At 44.4% G+C, this 21,846-nt stretch carries 21 protein-coding genes and 1 riboswitch; of the genes, 9 read left to right on the forward strand and 12 right to left on the reverse strand.

The annotated features are described in order from the left end of the window. Positions 1–168: 168 nt before the first annotated feature. The 5 genes from glcT to RG959_RS09085 form a co-directional block, all read right to left on the reverse strand. Positions 169–1,011 carry a glucose PTS transporter transcription antiterminator GlcT gene (gene glcT / locus RG959_RS09065; protein WP_342796815.1) on the reverse strand — a complete coding sequence of 281 codons (843 nt, stop codon included), beginning with the start codon at positions 1,009–1,011 and terminating at the stop codon, positions 169–171. 89 nt (positions 1,012–1,100) lie between these two features. Continuing rightward, the gene (locus tag RG959_RS09070) at positions 1,101–2,435 is read right to left on the reverse strand and encodes an NCS2 family permease (protein ID WP_342796816.1); all 1,335 of its coding nucleotides are present in this window, start codon (positions 2,433–2,435) and stop codon (positions 1,101–1,103) included. Between the two features lie 93 nt (positions 2,436–2,528). After that, positions 2,529–2,630: riboswitch (purine riboswitch) on the reverse strand. Positions 2,631–2,712: 82 nt separating this feature from the next. Beyond that, positions 2,713–4,266: a glutamine-hydrolyzing GMP synthase gene (gene guaA / locus RG959_RS09075; RefSeq protein ID WP_342796817.1), complete on the reverse strand. Its 1,554-nt coding sequence runs from the start codon at positions 4,264–4,266 to the stop codon at positions 2,713–2,715. A gap of 227 nt (positions 4,267–4,493) precedes the next feature. Next, positions 4,494–5,321 (reverse strand): ammonia-dependent NAD(+) synthetase, encoded by an 828-nt coding sequence (gene nadE, locus RG959_RS09080; protein ID WP_251272669.1) that lies wholly within the window; start codon positions 5,319–5,321, stop codon positions 4,494–4,496. A gap of 195 nt (positions 5,322–5,516) precedes the next feature. Then, entirely contained in the window at positions 5,517–5,672 is a 156-nt protein-coding gene (locus tag RG959_RS09085) for a DUF1540 domain-containing protein (protein WP_315693171.1), read from the reverse strand. Between the two features lie 127 nt (positions 5,673–5,799). Between RG959_RS09085 and RG959_RS09090 the strand changes: the two genes are divergently transcribed. Both RG959_RS09090 and RG959_RS09095 read left to right on the forward strand, forming a co-directional pair. Beyond that, positions 5,800–6,735, forward strand: a complete 936-nt coding sequence (locus tag RG959_RS09090) for an NAD(P)/FAD-dependent oxidoreductase (protein WP_342796818.1) — start codon at positions 5,800–5,802, stop codon at positions 6,733–6,735. A 95-nt stretch (positions 6,736–6,830) separates the two neighbouring features. Then, positions 6,831–7,277 carry an OsmC family protein gene (locus RG959_RS09095; protein WP_342796819.1) on the forward strand — a complete coding sequence of 149 codons (447 nt, stop codon included), beginning with the start codon at positions 6,831–6,833 and terminating at the stop codon, positions 7,275–7,277. Between the two features lie 44 nt (positions 7,278–7,321). Here the strand turns inward: RG959_RS09095 and RG959_RS09100 are convergent, their stop codons facing one another. The 4 genes from RG959_RS09100 to RG959_RS09115 form a co-directional block, all read right to left on the reverse strand. Further along, positions 7,322–7,900, reverse strand: coding sequence for an SCO family protein (locus tag RG959_RS09100; protein WP_342796820.1), 579 nt, complete (start codon positions 7,898–7,900; stop codon positions 7,322–7,324). Positions 7,901–7,922: 22 nt separating this feature from the next. After that, entirely contained in the window at positions 7,923–8,366 is a 444-nt protein-coding gene (locus RG959_RS09105) for a hypothetical protein (protein WP_342796821.1), read from the reverse strand. A 5-nt stretch (positions 8,367–8,371) separates the two neighbouring features. Then, positions 8,372–8,791, reverse strand: a complete 420-nt coding sequence (locus tag RG959_RS09110; RefSeq protein ID WP_342796822.1) for a hypothetical protein — start codon at positions 8,789–8,791, stop codon at positions 8,372–8,374. A gap of 161 nt (positions 8,792–8,952) precedes the next feature. Continuing rightward, on the reverse strand, positions 8,953–9,495 hold the full coding sequence (locus RG959_RS09115; protein WP_342796823.1) for a hypothetical protein: 543 nt from the start codon (positions 9,493–9,495) through the stop codon (positions 8,953–8,955). 330 nt (positions 9,496–9,825) lie between these two features. On the opposite strand from RG959_RS09115, the gene RG959_RS09120 reads away from it, so the two are divergent. The 4 genes from RG959_RS09120 to RG959_RS09135 all read left to right on the forward strand — a co-directional run bounded on the left by RG959_RS09120 (position 9,826) and on the right by RG959_RS09135 (position 15,207). Then, a complete protein-coding gene (locus tag RG959_RS09120) occupies positions 9,826–10,584 on the forward strand; it encodes a hypothetical protein (protein WP_342796824.1) in 759 nt (252 codons plus the stop codon). 79 nt (positions 10,585–10,663) lie between these two features. Then, a complete protein-coding gene (locus tag RG959_RS09125; RefSeq protein ID WP_342796825.1) occupies positions 10,664–11,215 on the forward strand; it encodes a hypothetical protein in 552 nt (183 codons plus the stop codon). Positions 11,216–11,242: 27 nt separating this feature from the next. Further along, entirely contained in the window at positions 11,243–11,539 is a 297-nt protein-coding gene (locus tag RG959_RS09130; RefSeq protein ID WP_342796826.1) for a hypothetical protein, read from the forward strand. A 14-nt stretch (positions 11,540–11,553) separates the two neighbouring features. Next, complete coding sequence (locus RG959_RS09135; protein ID WP_483298868.1) at positions 11,554–15,207, forward strand: multicopper oxidase domain-containing protein; 3,654 nt, start codon at positions 11,554–11,556, stop codon at positions 15,205–15,207. A gap of 84 nt (positions 15,208–15,291) precedes the next feature. Here RG959_RS09135 and RG959_RS09140 read toward each other — a convergent pair whose 3' ends face one another. Further along, the gene (locus tag RG959_RS09140) at positions 15,292–15,762 is read right to left on the reverse strand and encodes a hypothetical protein (RefSeq protein ID WP_342796827.1); all 471 of its coding nucleotides are present in this window, start codon (positions 15,760–15,762) and stop codon (positions 15,292–15,294) included. Between the two features lie 274 nt (positions 15,763–16,036). Between RG959_RS09140 and RG959_RS09145 the strand changes: the two genes are divergently transcribed. Beyond that, positions 16,037–16,903 carry an LSm family protein gene (locus RG959_RS09145; protein WP_342796828.1) on the forward strand — a complete coding sequence of 289 codons (867 nt, stop codon included), beginning with the start codon at positions 16,037–16,039 and terminating at the stop codon, positions 16,901–16,903. Positions 16,904–17,203: 300 nt separating this feature from the next. Continuing rightward, on the forward strand, positions 17,204–18,670 hold the full coding sequence (locus RG959_RS09150; protein ID WP_342796829.1) for a YndM family protein: 1,467 nt from the start codon (positions 17,204–17,206) through the stop codon (positions 18,668–18,670). A gap of 103 nt (positions 18,671–18,773) precedes the next feature. Here RG959_RS09150 and uvsE read toward each other — a convergent pair whose 3' ends face one another. Next, the gene (uvsE, locus tag RG959_RS09155; protein WP_342796830.1) at positions 18,774–19,745 is read right to left on the reverse strand and encodes a UV DNA damage repair endonuclease UvsE; all 972 of its coding nucleotides are present in this window, start codon (positions 19,743–19,745) and stop codon (positions 18,774–18,776) included. A 121-nt stretch (positions 19,746–19,866) separates the two neighbouring features. Here uvsE and RG959_RS09160 point away from each other — a divergent pair, with 121 nt between their 5' ends. Further along, a complete protein-coding gene (locus RG959_RS09160; protein WP_342796831.1) occupies positions 19,867–21,054 on the forward strand; it encodes a DHH family phosphoesterase in 1,188 nt (395 codons plus the stop codon). 84 nt (positions 21,055–21,138) lie between these two features. Here RG959_RS09160 and RG959_RS09165 read toward each other — a convergent pair whose 3' ends face one another. Next, positions 21,139–21,738, reverse strand: a complete 600-nt coding sequence (locus tag RG959_RS09165; RefSeq protein WP_342796832.1) for a YdcF family protein — start codon at positions 21,736–21,738, stop codon at positions 21,139–21,141. Positions 21,739–21,846 lie beyond the last annotated feature (108 nt).

Genomic DNA, 21,846 nt, shown 5'->3' on the forward strand with positions numbered 1-21,846 from the left:
CTATATTGAATAGTATGTGCATTTCAAAGATGAATCAGACAGACAAGCACGAAAAAAGGCATGAGAAAAGAAGACATCAGAAAATAGAAGTCCGAATAAACCCCTATTTTCCCTGTATCTCCTTTACTCATGCCTGATCGTATCAGTAACACGTAAAGAACAATGTAATTATTTCATTTTTGTCTGTATCCGCTGCAGATGCATCGTTAAATAAACCGCTTCCGCATCATACACGGGATGTTTTAATGTCTGCTGCATCACTTTGATCAGCTTCCACGACAAATTATAACACACAGGATATTCCGCTTTCAATAGGTTTGCAATTTTTTCTGGTTCTTCGACTTTTTCCCCGCGGACCACCCGTTCAATCGTATATCGTATATGGCGTACAAGGCGCATATAATCAATGCTTTCCTTATCCAGCTCCACCTCAAGCTGAGATTCAATCATTCCAACTAATGTCGCAATGAGCTCAGAGTGACGGCTTAAATCTTTCACATCTTTATTGGCGATCGCACTATGAATATGAAGAGCAATAAAACCGGTTTCTCCTTCTGGCAGTTTAATCGTCAGCTTGCTGTTAATCAGCTTTGTAACCTCTTCTGCTATTTCATATTCAAACGGATAGAGCGCTTTCGTTTCCAATAAAAACGGGTTGCTAATGCCCATGCCGCGCATCATACGATTTACCGCAAACAACAGGTGATCTGTCAAACCGACGTGAATGTGCTCGTTCAGCGTTTCCCCTACCCGCTCACGAATGAGTTCCACTGCCGCGATAATGACCTTCAACGTTTCATCATCCAAGTGAGGCAGCAGCTTTTTATACTGCTCCTGCTCGCTCCGGTCCTTTAACACAAACAGCTTTTCCACCGAACTCCGCACGATGCTGTCTCCCTGCTGCCGGCCAAAGCCGATCCCTCTGCCGATCAGTACAACTTCTGTTTTATCATCTGACGCTGCAATGAGCACATTGTTGTTTAATACTTTTTTCACAAAAAATTTCTCCATGGCACATCCCCGTTGTTTTGTTTTTTACAGTATAGCATGAGGGCGACGCAAAAAAACACCTCTCTGTTTGGCAGAGAGGTGTTTTGGAACTATTTTAAAAATACAAAATAAAGCACAAATACAACAAATAAGAAATACATAATTGGATGGATTTCTTTTCCGCGTCCTTTAATAAGCATCGTGATCGGATAGAACACAAAGCCCATTGCAATCCCGGTTGCAATACTGTAAGAAAGCGGCATTGCAATAATCGTGAAGAAAGCAGGAACGGCAATCTCAAATTTTGTCCAATCAATTTTACCGAGTACGGATACCATCAGCACCCCAACAATAATAATAGCCGGAGCTGTTACATGGGTTGTAATGACGGACAAAAGCGGGAAGAAAAACAACGAAAGCAAGAAAAGAATTCCTGTTACCACTGCTGCAAGTCCGCTTCGTGCGCCTACCGCTACACCGGCAGAAGATTCAATATACGCTGTTGTCGTGGACGTACCGAGCAGTGAACCCACTGTTGTGGCAGAGGCATCTGCCATTAACGCCCTGCCTGCACGGGGCAGTTTATTGTCTTTCATTAATCCTGCCTGGTTTGCAACGGCTACAAGAGTGCCGGCCGTGTCAAAGAAGTCTACAAATAAAAACGTTAAGACAATAACAAGCATTTGCAGTGTGAAAATGTCACCCGGTGTTTGAAAAATGTTTTCAAGCGCCACACCAAATGTCGGTGCAATGCTTGGAGCGGCAGAAACAATTTTGGTCGGCAGTTCTACCAGGCCGAAAATCATGCCAACTACTGCTGTAATGAGCATCCCGTAAAAGATGCTTCCGTTAATACCCTTTGTCATCATGATAATGGTAATGATTAAACCAAAAATCGTTAACAAAGTCGGCGCAGAATGGATATCTCCTAGACCAACTAAAACAGCATCATCATTCACAATAATACCGGCATTTTGAAAACCAACAAATGTGATAAATAAGCCAATCCCTGCCCCAACAGCATATTTCAATTCAATTGGAATGGCATTAATGATGGTTTCCCTGAGCCCGGTCAGTGTAAGGGCAATGAAAATAAGTCCCGAAAATAAAACACCTGTCAGTGCTGTCTGCCATGGAATTTCATATGTCAGCATAACGGTATAAGCAAAAAATGCGTTAAGTCCCATTCCCGGCGCTAGACCAATTGGATACTTCGCTAAAAGTCCCATAATCAGTGATCCAACTGCAGCCGCAATAGCTGTAGCTGCAAAAACGGATCCGTGGTCCATGCGCATCGCATCCGGTAAATCCGGTATGGATTGCAGCGATAGCGTCATCGGATTGACGACCAAAATATACGCCATAGACAAAAATGTTGTCAATCCGCCAATAATTTCACGGCGGTACGTAGTGCCAAGTTCATCCAATTGGAAAAACTTTCTCATTCTTTTTTCTCCCTTCGATCTTATATACGAACGAAAAATACCCGGAACAGTGGATGCTCCGGGTACGACTAACAAAGGAATATAGAAAGAGACATTCTCTTTCCATTCACTCGTAGTCGGACTATTTACGGCAGTCCGGTAGAAACTGTCAAGCCTTATTCTCGACGATATACGATGCATGTAAAAGTAATAATGTACTCTTTCATTTTACTGATATACCATTCGTTCGTCAATACAAAACACGAACGAAAAGTATTTTTTTATGTTTTTTGTTCGTTTATTCCCACTCAATTGTTGCAGGCGGCTTGCTCGTAATGTCGTACACAACGCGGTTTACGTGTGCGACCTCGTTGACAATACGCGTAGAAATCACTTCAAGCACATCCCATGGAATACGTGCCCAATCTGATGTCATACCGTCAATGGATGTTACGGCACGGATACCGACTGTGTAATCATATGTGCGTGCATCTCCCATAACCCCTACGCTGCGGATGTCCGGAAGTACAGTGAAGTACTGCCAAATTTCACGCTCAAGACCATGATTGGCGATTTCTTCGCGCAAAATTATATCAGATTCACGAACAATTTCCAATTTTTCTTCTGAAATCGCTCCAAGCACACGGATGCCCAGTCCAGGACCTGGGAACGGCTGGCGCCAAACGATGTGTTCTGGAATACCAAGCTCTGTTCCAAGCGCGCGAACTTCATCTTTAAACAGCGTGCTAAGCGGCTCAATCAGCTTAAACTGCATATCTTCCGGCAGTCCGCCTACGTTGTGGTGCGACTTAATCGTCTGCGCCGTAGCTGTACCGCTTTCGATGATATCTGTGTAAAGTGTTCCCTGCGCCAGGAATTCAATACCTTCAAGTTTTGATGCTTCATCATCAAAAACGTAAATAAACTCGTTACCGATAATTTTCCGTTTTTGTTCTGGATCTGATACGCCTGCCAGCTTGTTCATAAAGCGCTCTTTCGCATCAACTTTAATAATATTAATGTTAAAGCCGTTAGCAAATGTATCCATAACCTGCTCAGCTTCCCCTTTACGAAGAAGGCCGTGGTCAACAAAAATACATGTTAACTGATCGCCGATTGCTTTATGGATCAAAACCGCTACAACAGATGAATCTACACCGCCGGACATCGCGCAAAGCACTTTTTTATCGCCGACGATTTGGCGGATTTTTTCCACTTCGATTTCAACGTAGTTTTCCATAGACCAGTCGCCTGTGCAGCTACATACACCAAATACAAAGTTCTTTAAAAGATCGTTTCCGTATACGGAATGCTTTACTTCCGGATGGAATTGAACTGCATACAGGTTTTCAGCTTTATTGCTCATTGCAGCAATTGGGCATGACGGACTTACCGCATCAACTGTAAAACCAGCCGGTGCTTCTGTTACAAGGTCACTATGGCTCATCCAGACAACCTGTTCGTTCGGAAGGTCTGTAAATAGAGCAGACTCATTTTGAACGGTAATAGCGGCTTTTCCGTATTCACGGTGCGATGCTTTTGAAACTGTACCGCCAAAGTGTTTTGTCATCAGCTGCATGCCGTAGCAAATACCGAAAATCGGCACATTCAAGTCAAAAATGCGCTCATCGCAGTGAAAGGCGTCATCTGCGTATACACTGTTTGGGCCGCCCGAGAAAATAATCCCTTTCGGATTGATCTCTTTGATTTCTTCAACTGTAATAGTGTGCGGATGAAGCTCGCTGTATACGCCAAATTCACGAATACGACGTGTGATCAGCTGGTTGTACTGGCTTCCAAAGTCAAGTACAAGAATCATTTCCTGGTGCTGCAATTCTGATTTTCCTGTCATGATTTTACTCTCTTCCCTTCAATTCCGTATTATCGGAAACATTTATCTATTTTTTGTTCGTGTTCACACATTTTGACCTCATTTTATATGGTTCAATGGAGCCGGTCAAGGCATTGTTCTGTTTATTGAAAATTCAAAAAGTAAAAACATGCCCTGTTCTGCGGCGGATACCGTTTACATCATTTTTTGTTCACATAAAAAAACTTTCCGGCGTCAGCCGGAAAGTTTTAGTTTTTCCAGAAATCATCAAATACTGTAATCGGAAGATGGCGTTTATGGCGCGTTTTTGTAAAATGCGCCTCGATCTTTTCAGCTGCCTCAGCTGGAATTTCTTTTCCTTCAAGATAGTCATCAATTTGTTCATACGTTACACCGAGCGCCACTTCATCTGGGATCAGCGGTTTGTTGTCTTCAAGGTCAGCAGTCGGCACTTTCATATACAAATGTTCCGGTGCACCGAGCTCCTTCAGCATAGAACGGCCCTGGCGCTTATTTAAACGGAACAACGGAACAACGTCGGCTGCCCCGTCACCAAACTTTGTATAAAAGCCGGTAACAGCTTCCGCAGAATGGTCCGTTCCGATCACTACCGCTCCTTTTGCTGCAGCGATCGCATACTGCACTTTCATTCGCTCACGCGCTTTATCATTTCCTTTTATGAAATCGGAAATCTCAATGCCGGCGGCTTCAACGGCCGCTTCGCTGGCGTCCACCGCTCCTTTAATATTAACCGTCAGACGCTCATCCGCTCCAATAAAGTCCATAGCAGCCTGTGCATCCGGCTCGTCTTTTTGGACTCCATATGGAAGGCGGACGGCATAAAAGGTATAATCCTTGCCAGTTTCTTCACGAAGCTCTTCCACTGCGAGCTGCGCAAGGCGCCCGGCAAGCGTGGAATCTTGCCCCCCAGAAATTCCGAGCACGTATCCTTTCAGGAAAGGATACTGGCGGAGATAGTCTTTAAGAAAATCAATGCTTCGGCGAATCTCTTTTTGTGGATCGATTTGCGGCTGTACTTGCAGCTCTTCAATGATTTCTTTTTGTAATTCACGCATGATACAAGAAGTCCCCTTTCATTTCTGGTTCTTTCTAGTATCATACCACTTCCGCATGTGAATCAACCAACAAAAGCAAAAGTTTATCCCTCTCCTCCAAATCGGCATGTAAAAAAATAATGTGCATCTATGTATGAAAAGAAAGCAATTATCAATACTAAAAAAGAGGACAGCCAGATGGCTGCCCCTCCATTTTTACACTTCTGGTACGAATGTTTTACAGTCAGTTTCTTCCTGGTTGGAGGCCTGCTTGCCTTTATGACTCACCACGTAAATGGCCTCTGCTCTACATTTGTTTCCAGAACCCCAGTATTTGCAGTTGTTTACTTCACAAAGAACGTCTTTCGCCATTTGCTTACACCTCCTGGTCCTTAGTATGACCAAAGCGGATGGTATCATACTTCGTTTTAACGTTTGATCCTGCGCTATTCAGGGAACAGGCGAAACGATAATACAACACTAAACGGAGGCCAAAATCATGGACAATGAACACGTAGACGTTGTCATTGCAGGCGGCGGACCGGGCGGTTTAAATGCGGCACTCGTTTTGGGCAGGTCTTTGAAAAAAGTGCTTGTGATTGATGAAGACAGGCCCAGAAACAGTGCCACACTAAGATCGCACGGTTTTTTAACAAGGGACGGAGCCAGCCCGGATGAGATTCGCGAAATTGCCAGAGAACAACTAAAAACGTATCCAAATGTTACTTTTATAAAGGATGTCGTGGAAGATGTTGAACGAAAAAATGGCCTCTTTATGGTAAAAACCAGAAATGGAAAAATGGCTTCCGGCAGGAAGATGATTTTCGCAACCGGGATGAAGGACCACCTGCCCGATATTCCGGGGCTTGATAAAGTATATGGAAAAACGGTTTTTCATTGTCCATACTGTGATGGCTGGGAACGGCAGCACGATCCCATTGCTCTTTTTGCAGACGGAAAAGCTCTTTTACCGTTCGTTAAACTCATTTTCAACTGGAGTAAAGACTTAATCGTTTTTTCCAACGGGCCGGCTGGAATCACAGCAGAAGAAAAGAAACAGCTCATGCATTACAATATTCCGCTGATTGAAACACCTATTGCTAACCTGCAGTCGACGGATGGACAATTGGAAAATGTGGTGTTGCAAAATGGGGACAGCATCCGCCGCACCGGCGGCTTTATGGCTTCTACCGGAGAACGACAAGGCTCTTCTCTTCCCGCCCGGCTCGGCATTCGGCTCAATGATCAACATGAATATGTGACCGGACAGCACGGACAAACAGAGATCAAGGATTTGTTTATTATTGGCGATGCTAAAAACACTTTTACAAGCCTGGTCGGTGCAGCAAGCCAGGGCTATGAGGCAGCTGTAAAAATAAATGGGGACTTTGCGGCAGAAAACTGGGCCGCCGGCTTAAAAACAACTTCTCATTAAGCTCATTCGATAAGCGTGGCCGGCGGATTTTGCGTTTAAATTTTCCGAACTGCGGCAAGCTATACAGGCATGCCATACAACAGGAGGATCGATACATGGATTTAAAAGATAAAATGACTTTTCATGTAACCGGTACGACGGAAAAATTAAAAACGACAATTCAATCAAAGCAGCATACGATCATACTGGATGAGCCGCCGGCAGTCGGCGGGGCCGACGAAGGCCCCGATCCCCTTTCTTATCTTCTCGCTTCTTTAGCTGGATGCGAAAACATTATCGCGTATATGGTAGCACAGGAAATGAATTTTGACCTTCAATCCATGGAAATGGATGTAAAAGGCGTACTTGATCCGCTCGGTATGCGGGGAGAGCCAGGAGTTCAAGTGTTTTTTGAAAAAGTTTCCTTTAAAGCAAAGGTTTCCACAAGCGAATCGGAAGAACGCCTTGCAGAACTACAAGAAAAAACCGATGCCCGGTGCCCGTTGATGACAATGATGAGAGCAGCAGGCATCGAATTAGAAACAGAATGGGTAAAAGCGTAAATGATATCCCAGTCAGCCCAAATAATTTATTTGGGCTGACTTTTTTATTCGATTAACTGTATAAGATGGGCGGCTGCTTTCTCAATATCCACTCTTTTGTTGCCCGATGCCATATCATGAATGGCTCTTATCCGGCCGTCCGCGTCTACCATATACATGGAAGTTGAATGCGTAATGACGCCCTCCTCGCTTTTTTCATATACCATGTTAAATTGCTCAGCGTATTCTCTCGTTTGCTGTTCAGTGCCGCGCAGAAACAGCCAGTTTGATGATTGAATATCAAAGGCTTCCTTATATTGCAAAATGACTGGGACGGTATCAAACGCCGGATCAAGCGTAACAGATAAGATACTATACTGCTCCTCTTCTATTCCCTTTTCCTCCAATGCCCGCTGAAGCTTTTTTAAATCCTGTATCGTAAAGGGACAGACATCCGGGCACTTGGTGTAAAAAAACGACACAAGCGCCGGCTTCCCATTCGTCGAAAAAGTATTCCCGCTTACCTCTTGGAGAGAAGATTCTTTCACTTGGCCTAGGTTAGGCAGATCTGACAGAGAAACCCAAATATAATAAGAGAAAACACACCCTATAACAGCCACAGCGGCGAGCAAAACTTTCTTCATCGCACCTCACCTACTCTCCTTTCTACATGCGAAGTGAATAGCGAATAGATAACAGAATACAGGCATAAAAGCAGGCAGCAGCAAATGGAATAGTGTACAGATCCATAGCGGCAGCTGATTCGACCGGTATTCTACATAAAGCCGGGTTCTGCAGAACAGCACCAAGCATCGTACCCATTGCGCCTCCGATTGCTCCATTATATAACCCATTCAATTGAGCTGGATTTCGCAGCAATTTGCCAAAATTCCAGCCAACCCCTGCCCCGAAAAGCAAAGAAGCGCCATAAAAGCCTGGAAAAAGCAAAATCAAGTACATACTAAAAAGGAAGGAAGTCAGCATCGTGATAGTCATACAAATGACAAGTGTAAAATGATCGTCAAAAAGCAGCCGCTTTTTCTTCAATAAATGATAAATGCGATATAATTCAACTCCATTCCAGCTGCTTAATAATAAAATGAATAGCAATTTCCTCACGACCTTTGAATAGAGATAATAATAAAAAGGAAGCAGAACAAAAAGAGACCGTGAACGAACAAAATGATTTGGCCTGGCATATCTAGTACTGATCCCAGCATAGGAGCCATAATGCCAATCATGAAGCCGTTTGTTACTCCAGCTAAACAGGTTTGATAATCAAAAAGCAGCCCAAACGCTGCGCCTGCTGCAGCACCGATTGCAGCGGAAGCGATTGTAATCAGCGAAAAATGAAAAGGAAAGGCCAAAATCAAAACAATCCCAGCCAGCAGAGCCGCGACTCCGCCCATCACCTGGCTGATATTCATTCCAAGTTGAATGCCTACCCATTTTTTCCGGCGAAATACATACACGAATAGAATACTGCATAATAGTATGTCTATAGTTAGAAGATACAGCAGAGTAACTTCCTTCATTCTTGCACCTCACTTTCACAGGCTGAATAATTTAATAAAAACAACTTTCTTTGCAATTTTCACTTTTTATAGCTATGCGTATTCTTAAACAGATATCTCTTGCTCACACAAATAAGACCCCTTCTAGCTCAGGGGTCTTACAAAATATTCATAATGCTGTTTTACTTCTTTTCCAGCAAAACAAAATCTTTGAATGAGAATACAGCGGCTGTTACGGCTGCGCCTGCTGCCGGCTCTTCTTCTTCTTCTTCCAGTCCTAGCACGTCGATTTCTTCTACCGGCTCTGCTGCTTCTGCTTCTGCGCTGTAAGAAACAGCATTGAAAACAACTTTTGCATCAGGATCCTTACTGATGACTGTGATGCGAATTTCAAATGAAAGAACCGGCGTTGCCATAGGACCGCCATTTAGTAAGTCTGCAAAAAAGTGCTGCGTCTGATGGCATGGAATTTTCGTTTTTTCTGCCGGCATGACCGGTACAGCCATCGCTTTCATTGGAACAGCCATACCAACAGGTGTAGTCATAAGTCCAGCAGAAATAGCCGGGTCGCCCCAGTTCAATACTTCTACTTTCACCTGTACAGAATCTTTGTCAAAGTTTGTGGCAGATACCCATAGTTCTTGGGCGACCTGAGCCCCTGCTGCCGCATTCGAAATAGGCCCCGACGTATATACTTTTTTGTGTTTTTGCTTTTTACACTCCATATCCTTTTCCTCCTTTTTATAATAATAAGCATTGCAACGTTTGCAATTTTTTACCTTATCGTCATTCTTAGACTTGCAATGATAACATTTCCAACTACCCATGTATTCGTTAACCCCCCTCCCTATTTATTCCAAGTTTTTTCTTGGTTCTATATCGTATGAACGTACTTACAGCCCCGTATAATGCATCTAACCATTTTTACTGATTTTTTAAAGTTAATCACTCAGCAGAGTACAAAAAACACCCTGCTGTCCTCGATGTTTTTTATAAGAATAATCATTCTGCGTGTACATATACATTTTCTGTAGTTTGGCATAAGGGGGAACATAATGAAAACCCATATGAGATTTGATCAATACCTTTCCGCGTTGCTCGAAAAAAGAAAACAGGAACCGCGAACTGAAAGCAAAACAGACGAAACAAAAGAAAGATTCAGCTCTCCTGCTGGAGCAGCGCCTACAGAAGAAATACGCTTGTTTACTGAATACAAAGAACAGGCGAATCTGCTGCAGATCGCAAAATCTGCTCCTCAAAAAAGAAAGTTTTTAATACTGAAAAAATTCTTTAAGATGAGACGAAATCAGCAGGTAATCGTTTTTCTGAAAAACAGTGGGCAAGTTGTTGAAACAACGGGCAAAGTGAATGCGGTTGGCCGTGATTTTGTGATGCTCACAAATGCAAAAGAGCGGATTTGGATTCCTTTTCAAGCAATTGAATCCGCTAATATTCCAACAGGTATTCCTCTTTATTCCACTACCCACCAAAACCTTATTTATGATAATCAGCTAAAACAGCGTTTACTTTCCAATTTTGGTGAGACCGTTGCCGCGAGAGATATACTCATTCAGCAGTTTTACGAGGAAACACTTTTAACAAATTTGAATTCCTGGAAGTACTTATGGGTGAAGGTCGAGACTGAAAAAAAAACTTTATTCGGAAAAATGAAGGATATAGACAGCCAAACTCTCCGTCTATCTTTTTGGAAGGAAAAGCACGAAATTGATATTGCGCATATTGTTACAATTCAAAGCATACGTTACATAAGCCTCTTTCCATTAATTGTAACAAGGCTTTCCCGAATATTTTAGGTGAATGTGTTTCCCATTTCCCACTGCCTCAGCCTTCACATGTCTTGCCTGCGGATTCTTTTAGTAAAGGAGAGATAGAATGAGCAACAAACGGGATGAGAAAGAAAAAAAAGATGAAAACCTAATTGCCGTGGAAAATGAAAATACGAATAAAGAACTGGAGATATCAGAGGACAATACCGAAGAAAAGGAACATGCAGCAGAACAAGGAAACGATAAAAAAGAGGAGGAGGAAAAAGACCGAGAGGGGAATGAGGAGGAAGAAGAAGAGGAAGAAGAAGAAGAAGAAGAGGAAGAAGAAGAAGAAGAAGATGAAGAGGATGAGGAAGAAGATGAAGAAGATGAAGAAGAGGATGATGAATTTTTTGAAGAATTGACTAGTTTGATAGGCCAAAGTGTATTAATTATTACCGAAGCGTCTCAACTAAATTTGCTCGGCCAAACATTCAGGCCTATTTTTTGCGGACCGATTGTTGAAGTAGAGAGAAGCCACCTGACAATTGATCCGGTCACCATTAAAATTTTAAATGCGCCATTTTTCCAGTTTCCGTTGCCGCTGTCCATTCCTCTTGAAAAAATTGCCCAGCTGACACCTTGTTTTGATTGCAATGAACGGTTCCCGCTTATTTAAAGCCAGGAAGAAAGGAAGTGCAGAAGAATGACGTCTAGATCTTCCAGTTTAAATTCCCATAATGTTATGCATGATACGGCTCTTGTGGAATACTTCAGGGCATCCATTGGCCAAAGGGCTTTTATATTGACCCCTTCCTATCCCTTTATGTTTATCGGTGAAATTGTTTCCTTGATAGGAGACCAGGTGGAGCTTGCAGTCGAAACGACCCATTTTGCCCAGCTTGAAAATCGGAACTGGCTCATTCATATTGACAATATCGAAGTGTTTTATATTGAGTTTCCCGGTGATCCGCGCATCCCAGAGTTAAATGACATGCTGTAACGAGGAGGAAAACAATGATACGCCGTTATCATGTAGTCGCGATTCCCATCCGGATGGTGGTAAACAATTTTGGCGACCATAACCCTGATGGACAAATGTATGTGTTGAAGGAAAACGAAGAAAAGGTAAAAGAGCTGATCCGCAAAAAACCTTTTACCCCGGTAGACCTGGTGCAGCCGCTGACAATCAGGGCGAACGAAGGGGATACTGTTGAAATTCTCTTTGAAAATCAGCTTCCTTTTGCAGCGGGCATGCATTTTCAGGATATCGATTACAATGTACTAACATCAGACGGAGCCAACGTTGGCTTTAATCCAAGCTCACTGGCTGAATGCGGAGAACAGCTTCTGTACAGGCTGGAGGCTACGTTTGAAGGAATTTGCTTTTTCACCGATGTCGGCAATGTATCCAGTACCGAAGAAGGCTCCAGTATCCAGGGCCTTTTCGGTACGCTGCTCGTTGAAAAAAGAGGCTCCTGGTGGACCGATCCTGTAACAGGCGGGCCGATCAACAGCGGCGTGTTTGCCGATATCCACAACCCTTTTCTTCCCTCCTTCCGTGAATATGCATGGTTTTTCCATGATGAAATGGAAGTGGATGATTTAACCGGCAACCGGCCGCTTAACCCCATGACCAATCAAGAAGCTCAATCGTTTCACGGTGTGAATTACCGGTATGAACCGCTTCATAACCGCCTGAAGCTAGTGGAAGAAGGCGTTGTGTCCCCCGAGGTTGAAGGCGAGGAGGTTCATCACGATTCCTGGATGTTTGGTGATCCTGCAACGCCTATTTTGCGCGGTTACCGGGATGACCCGGCTATCATCCGCTTGATTCATGCGGCTTCAAAAGAAACACACGTTTTCCACTACCATGCGCACCAGTGGCTGAGAGACCCGAGTAATGTTCAGTCTGAATTTGTGGATGCACAGGCGATCAGCCCTCAGTCTCACTACAGTGTGCAGCCTTTATACGGACTCGGGAGTCTGCCTGGCACAATCGGGGATGTGATCATTCACTGTCATTTGTATCCACATTTTGAAGCCGGGATGTGGGGGCTGAACCGGATTTTTGATACATTGCAGGACGGGAGCCAATGCTATCCAAACGGCACACCGATCGCCCCGCTTCAGCCGCTGCCGGACCGTCCCTGCCCGCCGCGCCCAACAAAAGAAAGGCCGGGATTCCCGAACTTTATTCCTGGAAAAGTTGGCTGCAAGGCACCCCGCCCTCCTCTCGGCATTGTCGGCGGACGGGACATGACCGAGCTTGAGAGAAATGCCGCTATCCCAAATGCAAGGCCTGGAGCTGTTTTTACAGATCCGTGCATGAATAATTCGGTCGTCGAGGAGTTCAATATATCAGTGATCGAGCTGCCGATTGTTTATAATAAACAAGGCTGGTACGACCCAAAAGGAAGAATATATGTGCGGGATGAAGACCTGGATGATGTGCTGTCCGGAAAAAAAGAGCCGGAGCCGCTCGTCCTGCATGTAGCAGCTAATACGTGTATTCGAGTCAACTTTACCAATCGCCTCCCTCATATTTTGGATGGAGACGCTTTTCAGCTGGTGACCCGGACGTACGAGACCGGATTCCATATTCATTTCGTAAAATTTGATGTTCTCGTAGCAGACGGCGCCAACGTAGGCTGGAATTATGACAGCTCTGTTTTGCCAAACGAAACGATTCGGTATGAGTACTTTGCCGAAACGGAATTAAAAGCCTTTTTTGTCCATGATCATTTGTATCCTGTTTCCCACCAGCAGCATGGTATTTTTGGAACTATTGTCGTGCAGCCTCGCTTCTCTCAATTTTTAGATTCTAAAACAGGTGAAGAAACAGATGAGGGAGCCGAAATAACCGTCAGGCATCCGCTTATCCCTGATTATCGTGACTTTGCACTGTTTGTACAGGATTTTGCTTTTTTATTTGATAAAGACGGCTGCCCGATTCAGCCGCCTCAGTTTCCCGGCTCACCCGATGATCCCGGTATTTTTGCGGTCAATTATAAAAATGAACCGCTGCAGTTCCGGCTTGGGAAAGACTGTGACCCTGCTTACTCTTTCAGCTCTTATGTAAATGGAGATCCTCTCACTCCTGTTTTCCGGGCTTATGAGGGAGATTCTATCCGCATTCGGCTGCTGCAGGGTGCCCATGAGGAATCGCACAGCTTTAACTTACATGGATTAAGGTGGCGATCAGAGCGGCCCAGCAATGATTCCCAGATCCGGTCACAGCAGCATATTGGCATTTCAGAGTCTTTTACGTTTGAAATAGACATTCCAAGAGCCGGCGATTATTTGTGGGCTTTTGAAACAGAAGAAGATATATGGAACGGCACGTGGGGACTGATTCGTGCGTATGATCAGGAAGTAGACCATCTCATTCCGCTGTCCGATCAGCCTTTGCCGGAACCAAGAACACGGCCGCTGCCTGAAGTAACCGGAAAGCCGCCGGCTCCTGCTGATCCGCAGTCTACCCTGCCGCCTGAAGCAGCACAAAATGCGCCGGTTCGCCGGTACAGTGTCGTCGCTTTTCAAACATCGATTTTATACAACTCATTCGGAGACCATGATCCATTCGGAATTGTGTTTGCTTTAGAAGAAGACGTAGAAGATATCGTGTGCGGCAGAAAAAATCCGGAGCCGCTTGTGCTTAGAGGTAATTCTGGTGATTTAGTCGAAGTTACCTTAACCAGCAGGCTCAAGTTTGACTTATTCCCGTTCCCGGATGGCATTCATCCTTATCCGCCAGTAAAAGAACAGGCTTTTTACCCGCCGTCCCTGCGGATTTCCCTGCATGTCAATATGCTTGATTATGATGTGACCACTTCAAGCGGCGGCACCGTCGGTTTTAATCCCGATCAAACGGTGGGACCTGGCGAAACGATCACATATCGCTGGCATGTACAGGATGCCATGGGTACCTGCGCGATGTGGGATATGGCCGATTTACGGAATCACCGCTCCTTTGGGACATTTGGCGCTTTTATCGCGGAACCGCGGTTCACAACATATCATGATCCTTATACGCTGGAACCTGTCCAGACGGGCACAAACGTCGTTCTCAAGAATCCGTTTAACGAGGGTGGATTTAGAGAATTTGTTTTGATCATGCATGACGGTGTTCGTTTAGAAGATAAACACGGCAAAGTCATTATCGATCCGCTTGACGGCGTCATTCCAGAACCTGATCCTGAAGACGATGAAGTAGACACCTATGATTTCGGGTCACGCGGATTCAATTACAGGACAGAACGATTAATTAACCGCTTTAGAAAACATCCTGTTTTAGGTGATTTATTTAGCTCAGAGGTACACGGTGATCCGGCTACACCTGTTTTTGAAGCGTATCCTGGCGATCCGATCGTAATCCGGCTCACTAATCCGTCCGAACGCAGAAGGGCCCATACATTCCATCTGCACGGTCACAATTGGAAATTTGACCCGAGAGATATTGAATCCCGTATTGATTCATACACCGGCCACATGGTGCCAGGTGTTACTGAAGATTTGCTTTTAATTGGCGGTGCTGGAGGAACGTATAACTATCCGGGAGATTATATGTACCGGTCCGGCAATATTCGCTGGGATATCGAGCAGGGAATGTGGGGAATCATCCGGGTTCACAGCAAAGTACAGCCCCATTTGCCGCCTTTATCTCATTGACATTGATAACATTAAACGGCTTGTTTCCTTTTCACATGGAAAAGCGGTGTTCCAGAAGGAATACCGCTTTTTTCATAGAGCTTGTCAGCAAAATTTATCGAGCCGTTCTACCCATTTGATTTGATCAAATTGGATAAGGAACACTTTTTTCTTGAACCCATGATTATGATTCTCTTTTTTCACTTTCACAACAATCTCAATAAAATCATTGCCTACAAAAGTAATTCTCCCTTGAACAATCTTTTCCTCTTCAAGGACAACCTTAACCCGCTCACCGATCAGCTGACGGAAACGAAACGCCATGCTGCTTCTTAACCCGCTCAAGCGGATGCGGAAACGATCGTCACACAAACATCTGTCCATAAAATGATGGTTCACATGCCCATGTCCGCAGCGGCTGCATAAACCGTGATGCTGGAAATCATGATGCGGGAAATCGTGATGCTGGTGGTGGTTGTGCGAATGAAACTGGCTGAAAGAATGGCCTTTGCCGCAGCCGCAGGAATGATGATGGTCTTTTCCAAAATTGTTACAATGACAGTTTAGTATACTCATATTTCTCCTCCTTTCCTATTACAGTGAAGTATTTGGACTGAGAAAAGCGCAGGCTGTAAACCGTTTTGCTGCTTTCATCTGCTTCTCACAGTCTACTATCATCCTATGCTTAACTAGTAAATCCGAATAAACTATCGTCCCCTTTTTTAGAAAAAAATAGAATTGTTTTTCCAAGTCACCAGTGAAAAATGATCACATACGATATGAAGAAAGAGTAACGTTGTTTCTTTACGCGCGACAAAAAGGAAAGCTTGAGCAAAAAGGAAGTGACTCCATGCAGGAACATTCACATTTCGATGATTCTTTTAGCCATAAAGAGGACTGTTCAAAGAGCGAAAACAGGCCGGCTTTTCCATCGCCTCCTTCCTGTCTCCCCGAGAGAGAGCAGGAGGAGCTCGAAGCCAAAATTGATGAAACGAACGCATTACTGCTTAACCTTGCTTTGTCGAACGAACAGTCGGAGGAAGGACGAAGAGTATCATTTGAAGGATTAGTCGGCCAGTGGGCAGAAGTTGTGCTTACGCGTGAAGGAGAAGCAGGCCAGCGGGCTGTTAAAAAAGTTAATCGAACAAAAATAAAAAACAGTAGAGAAAGTTTATTTAAGAAAAAGCTGGAAGCGAGAAAGCGCAGAAAAAGACGGGCTGTCCGGCCGAAAGCGCATGCCGGCAAAAACAAGCTGCCGCAGACAACATCACCTAAAAGCCGTGTGCTTGTTTACAAGCAATCCGGGCGTGTTCAGCTGGCTGGACGTAATTTTGTGCTCTTAAAGAAAAAAGAGCATGAAATAATCATTCCTTTTTCAAAAATACAATCGATCAAGTCCTTTACACGTCATCCCGGACTTGAAAAAGAGCCGGCTTTGCTTGACATTGATCCCGCACTTCGACGTGCACTTACGTTTAAATTCGGGGAAACAGTTGCTTCTTCTCCTGAATTGATTCACCTTTTCTTTAAAATGACACTTCCTATTTTCTTATTAGGATACATCGACAAAAAGGTAAACATTGTATTATCCAAAAAAGCCATATCGGGCCACATTCATGAAGTGGATGAAGAAACAGTTACGATTGTCACAGCTAAAAAAAAGCAACGTGTAATTCCTCTGGATTCCATTTATTTAATTGTTTCATCATCCCATTAATACAACAGCTGCATTCTTTTCTTTATTTTTCTTTTCCGGATCCGTTTTATACTGACTCATTGATAAAAAAGACCGGTCCTTTCAAACAAAGGGCCGGCCTTTTTTATTGCCCAAACCCCTGAATCCTTAAAAAGCAAAAAACAAAATAAATTTAAATATTTTCACCGTCAACTCCACATCCTACGTAAAGGCATGACCAATCAGTGATGGTCCATCCGCTGTTTACCCGGTATTGCGCTCTTATTGTATGCAGGAAAGCATAACGGCCACGATTCTAAAGATGGAGGAGGAACGAACACGATGAAATATGTATCAGCATTGTTAATAAAATTTGTCATGGTAACGCTCGTTCTTTGGATTATTTTAGGTGGATTCTTTAATATTTCCTTGGGTGACATCTTCACAATCAGCGTTCTGCTCACTGCCGCCAGCTTTCTGATCGGTGATTTATTTATTTTACCAAGATTCGGAAATCCTACAGCATCTGCTGCTGATTTTGGCTTAACACTTATTGGTGTCTGGCTACTGGGAGCCCTTTTGTTTGAACCGCGTATTTCATTATGGGCAGCCGCTCTTTTATGCGCCGTTGTCATTGCGATTGGCGAGTATTTTTTCCATATGTATATGCTAAAGCAGGGACCCGCTGGAAAATCTCAGCAAAACAAGAAAAAGGCCGGCGGCCAAAATGCTGGCAAAAACGCCAACCAGGCTGTATCTACTTATAAATATCAAACCGAAGCCGGCTCCGATATGGCCGTTCGGCCGAATGTCAACAAAGCCAATATTGATCAACAAGGCGCCGTCATTCAAGATCAAAAAAAGAAAACCATTTCAGTGGACCGATACCAAACCGAAGCCGGCTCTGATATCTCTGTAAAACCGGCTGACGAGCAAAATAAAAAGAACAAGCAAGGCGAAGCAGCAAAGTCTGAGAAGAAACAAAAAGATTCAACCGGCCAATACGGGACAGAAGCCGGCTTAGATATGTCCTTCGCTTCCCGTATTCAAAAAACCGGGAAGAACAGCAAGAAAGGCGTGTCAGCACAATCCGGGAAAAACCAGCAGAATTCGTCTGATCAGTATGGCACAGAAGCCGGTTCCGATATGTCCGTTACTTCCGGCAATCAAAAAGCCGGGCAAAGCAACAAGCAGGGCGGCTCGGCACAATCCGGGAAAAATCAGCAGAATTCATCCGATCAATATGGCACAGAAGCCGGCTCGGATACGTCCTTTACTTTCGGCAATCAAAAACCGGGACGAAGCAACAAACAGGGCAGCTCTGCACAGACTGGAAAAAGCCAGCAAAATAAATCGGATCAATATAGTACAGAAGCTGGCTCGGATACGTCCTTTACTTTCGGCAATCAAAAACCGGGACGGAGCAACAAACAGGGCAGCTCCGCACAAACTGGAAAAAGCCAGCAGAATTCATCCGATCAGTATGGTACAGAAGCCGGCTCGGATACGTCCTTTACTTTCGGCAATCAAAAATCGGGACGGAGCAACAAAGAGGGCAGCTCCGCACAAGCCGGGAAAAGTCGACAGAATGCCTCAGATCCGTATAGCACAGAAGCTGGATCTGATATGTCTGTTGCCCCTTCTAACCAACAAGCTGGTACGAGCAATAAACAAGGGCAGCCGTCACAGTCCGGAAAAGCGGATCAAGGCTCAAGCTCAAGCAATCCATACGGTACAGAAGCAGGCTGTGAAATGACTATTATAGATGTACCAAGAAAACACAAGAAGATGAACCTGAAACGAAAATAAGGCAGGCCCATATAAAGCCAATCCTTTATTAAAAAGGATTGGCTTTATGTTTTGGCACCTGCTTTAAAGATCAAATATGCGTTTATACATATTCTTCTTTCCTTTATCCCTGTAAATAAAAGCTGGCTCCATCCACTTGTTCAATTCCTTCTTTTTTCAATCCCCTCATCAAGGCAAAAAGAGCATTATCTTTTTGTTTCGCTTCAATCATGACATCGATTTGCGGCACGCTTCCTTTCACACGATGAAGAAAATGCAGAAATTCCTTTTCATCAATAAAATCCGCATGGGCTCTGAAATCTTCTTCTGACCTTGGACTCGACATATGCATTTTCATTGGCAGCGCAGAGGATTGCCATGTAGCGGTGACGCGCTCCCATGCCGCCTCCCATTCTGCTTCCTTTTCATGGTTGGCTGCATGGTGATGATAATCGAACACCGCCGGAACACCAAGCTTTTCACATAGGTAGAGCGTTTCATTGATCGTAAAGGTTTTATCATCATTTTCAAGCATCATCATGCGCTGCAAAGGAGCGGGAAGAAGCCCCCAATTTTCCACAAACTGCTCCAGCGCCGCTTCTTTGTCACGATAGCCGCCGCCTACGTGTACAACACATCGGTGTTCGGGGGCAATCCCCATCCCTTTTAACAGCAGCCGATGCATACGGAGTGTTTGAACAGCCGTTTTTAAAATATCAGGTTTCGGTGAGTTTAACACAACAAAATGATCCGGATGAAAGTCAATCCGCATGTCCTGATGCTCTTTTAAATACGAGCGAATCGCCTTCAAGCTTTCTCCAAGCGGCTTTATGTAATTCCAATCTGAAAGTTCCGGGTGATTCGCCATTGGAATCAGTTTGGAACTAAGCCGAAAAAAGTGGATATCATGCGCCGCATTGTGCCGAAGCAGGCGCAGACAATTATGGAGATTTGACATCGCAATACGTTCTAGTTTATGGATGGCCGCTTCCCTGTCCCCAATTTTTGAAAACTGAGCATGGGTCATTGTTTGAGAAGGAGAACCATTTTGAACATTCATGCTCATAGCTGCGTAACCGAGACGGACCAGCGTCATTCTTTCACCCCTTTTCTTTCTATTTTATCCAAAATAAAAGACGGCATACCCGTCAGAAAGAAAGAGCACTTTTCAATATTTTTTGCCCTTTGTCCTCATACTACGTTTTGAGGTGAAAAATATGTACAAACTGTTATCTCATAATGACCTGGACGGTGTTTCATGCGGGATTTTAGCAAAGCTTGCCTTTGGCTCTGATGTAAGTGTCCGCTACAATTCCATTTCCGGACTAAACCAGGAAGTCGAATGGTTTTTAGAAAACGGAGATCCGGACACGTTTCTGTTTATTACCGATTTATCCGTGAACGAAGAAAACGAAGAAAAGCTGAACCAGTTTTATCAAAACGGCGGAAAAGTTCAGCTGCTCGATCACCATCAAACAGCACTGCACCTGAACAACTATAAATGGGCAGAGGTCGTTATAGAGGAAAAAGAAGGCCGTCCGGCTTCAGCGACTTCTTTGTTTTATGAGTACCTGCTGAAATATGAGCACCTTACACACTCGGCAGCGGTGGCCGAATTTGTGGAGCTCGTCCGGCAATATGATACGTGGGATTGGGAAAAGCTCAACAATCGAAAAGCCCAGCGGCTGAACGCTCTCTTCTTTTTAGTCTCTATCGATGAATTCGAAGAAGCAATGCTGAACCGGTTGAACACAGGCGACCACTTTTTCTTTAATGAATTTGAAGAGAAAATTCTGGATATGGAAGAAAGAAAAACAGAGCGATACATCCGCCGGAAAAAGCGCGAGGTTGTACAGGCCTATGTCCACGACCAATGGGCCGGCATTGTCCATGCAGAATCGTACCATTCTGAGCTTGGCAATGAACTAAGCAAAGAGTTTTCCCATCTCGATTACATTGCCATCATCAGTGTGGGCAGCAGGCGGATCAGTCTCCGGACTATTCACGATGACGTTGATGTTTCGCGCACTGCCGGGCTTTTTGGCGGCGGCGGCCATGCAAAAGCCTCGGGCTGCTCTTTATCAGCAGAAGCGTTTGAGCTGTTTGTAACAGCTGTATTCGGCCGCGAGCCGCTCAAAGAAGATGCGAAACGTAACCGCTACAACCTGCCAGACAGTTCTTTTGGCGCCCTGTACACAAACAGGCAGGATGATGGCTTTTTACTGCATCCTCTGTCTTCTGAACAATGGGGTATTGAACAAAATCATGAACAGCGGCCGGAAACGTTCACAAGCTTTGAAGAAGGAGAACGTTTTTTAAAACAGCAGGAAGCCGTCTGGCTGGCTCGTGACGAAGTATTTGTCCAGTATTTAATGAATGCGAAAAAACGCCACTCTACTCATTAAAAAAGCCCTCCATCCTTTTACAGCAGGGATGGACGGCTTTATTTACATCAAAACAAGACCTTCATTTGTCTCTTGATATCCTCTTCATGATCGAAACGGCCGGCTTACCACGTAGCCTATATATAAAAACACTTCCCGGCAGAGAAACGGGATTTGGCTGTTGATCGTTTGATAAGCGGAGGTTTGGGCAGGTGACGAATAAACATTCATTCCGATTGTTTTCGCCAGCAGCATAGCACGCTTCATATGCAGCGGATCACTGACAAGCGCAAAAGTTTTCAGCTTTTTTTCTTTCGCCAGCTCGTAAGCGTATTGAAGGTTTTCTTCCGTAATGGCGGATTCTGTTTCAATCAAAATGTCATCCGCCTGTACGTCTTTCTTCATCGCATAGTCTCTTGCCGCCTCCGATTCCGCTGTTTTCTCTCCATCGCCTCTTCCGCCCGTAAAAACCAGCTTGTCCACATACCCATTCTTATACAGCCAAAGGGCATGATCGACTCTTTCACGCAAAACAGGCGACGGCTTGCCGTTCCAGACCGCAGCGCCGAGCACGATAGCGGCATCTGCCTTTTGATATTCCACCTGGCTGCCGAAAGACCAGATGCGGAATGCTGTGAAGGATGTTATCAGCAGACCCGCCGCCCCAAAAACGATCACAAGCTTCATCCATAATTTGTTGAACAAAAGTCTCCACCCTTTTATGTGAGGCAAATACTCCCCACAGCCAATATTTACTATTTTAATGTATATTCTCATCATTGAAAACTGCTCATTTTAAAAGAAAGAAAAAAA

It is taken from the genome of Domibacillus sp. 8LH (assembly GCF_038806185.1).
Classification (GTDB): Bacteria; Bacillota; Bacilli; order Bacillales; family Domibacillaceae; genus Domibacillus; species Domibacillus indicus_A.